Below are 2,104 nucleotides of genomic sequence, written 5' to 3' on the forward strand. Positions count from 1 at the left end.
CGGCACCTCAGCCCGCCACCACCCCCCTGCGTCACCTCACGTCCACCCCTCCCCCCATACCCCCGTCCGCCATGCCATCCCCCCTCCGCCATCCGCCACGCCCCCTCCCTCCATCCCCCTCCCGCCATGCCCCTCCTTACACAGCCAGGGGTAGGGAAAACCCCCGCCCCAAGACGCCGACGCGCTCCATGTTCCGTGGGCCGTCGGCCGAGCACTGTGGAGTTACGACAGCGGACGAGCAGGACGAGTAGAAACGGACGGCGGCCATGGCCACGGAGTACGGACAGGGATACGGGTGGGACGACGGGCCCGGGTTCCGCGGGGAGGACGCCGAGGAGCGGCGGCACCGGCTCCCGGCCGCGCTGCGGGCACCGGTGGAGGCGCGCAGCTGGCGTGAGTTCGGGTATCTGATGCTGAACCTGCCGGTCAGCATCATCATGTTCACCTTCACCGTGACGATGGTGTCGCTCGGCGTGGGCCTGCTGATCACGTTCCTCGGCATCCCGGTACTCGCCGCGGCGCTCGCCGGCTGCCGCGGGCTCGGCGCGCTGGAGCGGGCCCGGGCTCGTGGGCTGCTGGGGCTCGACGTCGCGGCGCCGGAGCCGTTGCGGATGAAGAAGCAGGGCGCCATGGCGTGGATGGGCGCGATGCTGAAGAGCGGCGCCTCCTGGCGGCACCTGCTGTACGCGGTGCTGCATTTCCCGTGGGCCGTGTTCTCGTTCTCGGTGGCCATCACCTTCTGGGCCTACGGCTGGGTGATGCTGACGTATCCGCTGTGGTACTGGGTCTACCCGTTGTACGGCGGGCAGGGCGGGCAGGACGGGCTCCAGCTGTACGGGGACGCGGGGCACAACGTCTACCTGGACAATCCCTTCGAGATCATGGTGACCGCGTTGGTGGGACTGTTGCTCACGATGGCCACGCCGTGGATCGTGCGGGCGCTGACGATGGTGGACCGGCTCATGGTGCAGGGGCTGCTCGGGCCGTCGCGGCTTGCCACGCGCGTGGTCGAGCTGGAGTCGGACCGGGGGGTCGTGATCGACACGGCCGCGGCGGACCTGCGGCGCATCGAGCGGGATCTGCACGACGGGGCTCAGGCCCGGCTGGTGGCGCTGGCGATGGATCTGGGGCTGGCCAAGGAGAAGCTCACGGAGGATCCGGAGGCGGCGGCCCGCATGGTGGGCGAGGCGCACGGTGAGGTGAAGACGGCCTTGCAGGAGCTGCGGGATCTGGCGCGCGGGATCCATCCCGCCGTGCTGACGGACCGCGGTCTCGACGCGGCGCTGTCCGCGGTCGCGTCCCGCTGCACCGTTCCGGTGCAGGTCGAGGTCGATCTGCCGGGTCGGCCCGCGCCCGCCATCGAGGGGATCGCGTACTTCACTGTCTCCGAGCTGCTCCAGAACATCAGCAAGCACTCGCGGGCGACCCGGGCCACGGTCGATGTCTGGCGGGTCGACAACCGGCTCATGCTCCAGGTCGTCGACAACGGTACGGGCGGTGCGGACGCCGCCTCCGGCTCCGGCCTCGCGGGGCTCGCCGAGCGCCTCGACGCGGTCGACGGCATCCTCGTGGTCGACTCCCCGCCGGCCGGTCCCACCCGGATCACGGCGGAACTCCCCTGGCGGGCCTGAGCTCCTGCTCTCCGCTTCTCCGCTTCTCCGCTTCTCCGCTTCTCCGCTTCTCGGCCCCGCGAGGCCCGGCTCACCGGCCTCGCGGGGCGGCTGCGGTTTGGTGGCCGGGGGTTCCTTTTCCCCGACCCCGCCCCTTCCCGAAACTGGGGACTTCGCCCCCAGGCCCCTGCCCGGAAGGGGTGCCTCGGGCCGGTACACACACTGCGGGTTTGTGAGGGCTGGTCGCGCAGTTCCCCGCGCCCCTGACGAGGCGCACCTGACTGGGCCGCAAGCCCCCAGGACCCCCAAGCCCCCAGGGCCCTCAGCTCCCAGCTCCCAGCTCCCAGCTCCCAGGGACCCTGGCTCCCGGCTCCCGGCTCCCGGCTCCCGGGGCCTCAGCCTCCACCCGTCCGCAGCCTTCCGTCGGCGTGAGGGGACGTGCCGGGGCGTCCGAGCGCCGCGCTTCCCGGCCAACCCGACTACCTCAGAGTGGC

General features: G+C 71.9%; 1 protein-coding gene. It reads left to right on the top strand.

What is annotated here, in order from left to right; all coding sequences use genetic code 11:
- The first annotated feature begins 266 nt into the window (after positions 1-266).
- A complete protein-coding gene (locus ACTWQR_RS55550) occupies positions 267-1,631 on the top strand; it encodes a sensor histidine kinase (protein WP_443234985.1) in 1,365 nt (454 codons plus the stop codon).
- Positions 1,632-2,104 lie beyond the last annotated feature (473 nt).

Origin of the sequence: Streptomyces sp. 2A115 (genome assembly GCF_052245575.1) — a bacterium.
In the GTDB taxonomy this organism is placed as follows: domain Bacteria; phylum Actinomycetota; class Actinomycetes; order Streptomycetales; family Streptomycetaceae; genus Streptomyces.

Coding starts and splice junctions, on each gene's coding strand:
- ACTWQR_RS55550 (WP_443234985.1), top strand. CDS start 267: ATGGCCACGGAGTACGGACAGGGATACGGGTGGGACGACGGGCCCGGG.